Here is a 2,080-nt window from a genome sequence, read left to right as displayed (position 1 = left end):
CTATTGGATTAGAAATGGAAGAAGACCTCAGCGGCAAGTTCCAGAATGGAGCGGACCTACCCTGCCGTGAGGTCACGGGCAAGTCGTCGGCCATTGCCGACGGTGGGCTGCCAAGTGGGGAAGGTCAGCAATACTGCGGCGGATTGTTGCCGGTAGAGGATATTCGTTGCCCAATGACCGCTTCAGAACACGACGAATTCACTGACCTACTTCACTCATCGCATCACCAATGCCGTTGCCGAAGGACTGAACTCCAAGATAGCCACTGTCCAGAAACGCGCCTGTGGCTATAGCAACCCAAACAATTTCAAGATAGCCGACCATTTCCACTGCGGCGGTCTCAACCTATATCCGGCTACTGTGATCCACACGAAAGTCGGATGAATCAACATTTTAATGAATATGGACGGACGTGAAGAAGACTTCACTGCGTACAGATTTATGTAAATATGAATTCTCTTTTATTTTTGAGACCGCTTGATAATATTCAAATGCAGTTCAAACATATCAATGAATATGAACCCTGTTCATTTTTTACATTGTCATAATAATATATCTGTAATTCAGAGTGTGAGTAAAAGGAGAAAACATCTATGTACGCAGAAACTGTCGAAAAATTCGCCGAAACATCTATGGCTAAAAGCAATTTTCTTAAAAGTGGATTTTTGAAATATTTTCTAGCATCAGCATTGGCCGGAGCCTATGTTGGCTTCGGCATGATACTGATTTTTTCTATCGGTGCGCCGTTCGCCGCGGCTTCCAGTCCTGCCGTAAAGGTATTGATGGGGGCTTCGTTTGGCATTGCATTGTCGCTGGTTATCTTCGCCGGTTCGGAACTTGTTACCGGAAATCACATGACGATGGTTATCGGTAATCTTTCAAGAAAGGTGACCGTTCTCGATACCGCGTATATCTGGATCGTGTGTTGGTTGGGAAACCTTTTCGGATCGCTGTTACTTGCATTTGTGATGGTTAACTCCGGTCTTATTTCTAAAGATCCATGGGCCGGTTTTATTTCGGCGGTGAGCGCTGCCAAGATGAACGCACCGTTCTTTGAATTATTCCTTCGAGGAATTCTTTGCAACATCCTTGTGTGTCTCGCTGTTTGGACGAGCGTCCGCGCCAAAGAGGATACTGCAAAACTGATTTTGATATGGTGGTGTTTGTTTGGTTTTATTGGTTCGGGATTCGAACACTGTGTGGCGAACATGTCTCTTCTTGGAATGGGCGCTTTCCTTGCTGTAAACCCGGCTGTTTCATGGAGCGGTTATGTTACTAACCTAATCGCCTCTACGTTGGGCAACATGGTAGGTGGCGGACTATTAGGTGCGGTGTATTGGTATTGCTCACAAGTCAAGGCGAGCAAGGTGCCGTCCTTGTCGAAAGAAGCCGGCAACCCGGTGATCATACCGTCGGGCAGGATGTAAGCCAGGAACACATCTAATTATTGAAAGATGGAAACCGGCAGACGCAACCGTGCCCTGCAGTCCACAAGGGCACAAATCGAAATGATGGTTAATTTTCAAAAACAGAAAAGGGGATAAATATGGATACGAATACCAGTGTCATCGGTTCACTTGCTCAAGACAGTTACGATAAACGCAAGCCAGCGTTGGATATGGCAAATATGGCGGCTTACAAAAAGGGGATGACCCTTGAAGCTCTGGGGATCGCCTGTAATCTCCTGCCGGTTCGGGTTGGTGCGATCCTCACAGGTCAGGCGCCTTTGGAGAAAGCTACTCAGGACTGCCTTGAAAAACTACTCGACTTGGAAGCCGGCTCTTTGGACTCCCTGGCTCCCCCCCCGGTACGTTGGCAAAGCGGTGCGATCTATCGCTTGCACGAAGCGATCGAGGTGTATGGCCCAGCACTCCAGCGCTGGTTTAATGAACGGTTCGGCGATGCGATCATGTCGGCTATCGACTTCACCATAACCACCGAAGAGACCAAGGGTTCCCATGGTGAGCGCCGCATTCGCCTGGTTTTCGACGGCAAGGCACTGCCCTACTCGAAAGACGAGGACTGGAAGCCGGCAACCCGGTGATCATACCGTCGGGCAGGATGTAAGCCAGGAACACAT

3 protein-coding genes are annotated in these 2,080 nt (G+C 48.6%); all 3 read left to right on the top strand.

Annotated features, from left to right (window positions below):
- Positions 1-293, top strand: a 293-nt coding sequence (locus WCO51_12885) for a hypothetical protein (protein MEI6514149.1), incomplete at its 5' end; no start/stop codon positions are given.
- 300 nt (positions 294-593) lie between these two features.
- Entirely contained in the window at positions 594-1,427 is an 834-nt protein-coding gene (locus WCO51_12880) for a formate/nitrite transporter family protein (GenBank protein ID MEI6514148.1), read from the top strand.
- A 119-nt stretch (positions 1,428-1,546) separates the two neighbouring features.
- Positions 1,547-2,044: a hypothetical protein gene (locus tag WCO51_12875; GenBank protein MEI6514147.1), complete on the top strand. Its 498-nt coding sequence runs from the start codon at positions 1,547-1,549 to the stop codon at positions 2,042-2,044.
- The last annotated feature ends 36 nt before the right edge of the window (positions 2,045-2,080 follow it).

Source organism: bacterium, assembly GCA_037131655.1.
Taxonomy (GTDB): domain Bacteria; phylum Armatimonadota; class Fimbriimonadia; order Fimbriimonadales; family JBAXQP01; genus JBAXQP01.
The sequence above is the reverse complement of the archived record's forward strand: the minus strand, read 5'-3'. Positions and strand labels throughout refer to the sequence as shown.

Excerpts from the sequence above, each read along its gene's own strand:
- WCO51_12880 (MEI6514148.1), top strand. The coding sequence starts at position 594 with ATGTACGCAGAAACTGTCGAAAAATTCGCCGAAACATCTATGGCTAAA.
- WCO51_12875 (MEI6514147.1), top strand. The coding sequence starts at position 1,547 with ATGGATACGAATACCAGTGTCATCGGTTCACTTGCTCAAGACAGTTAC.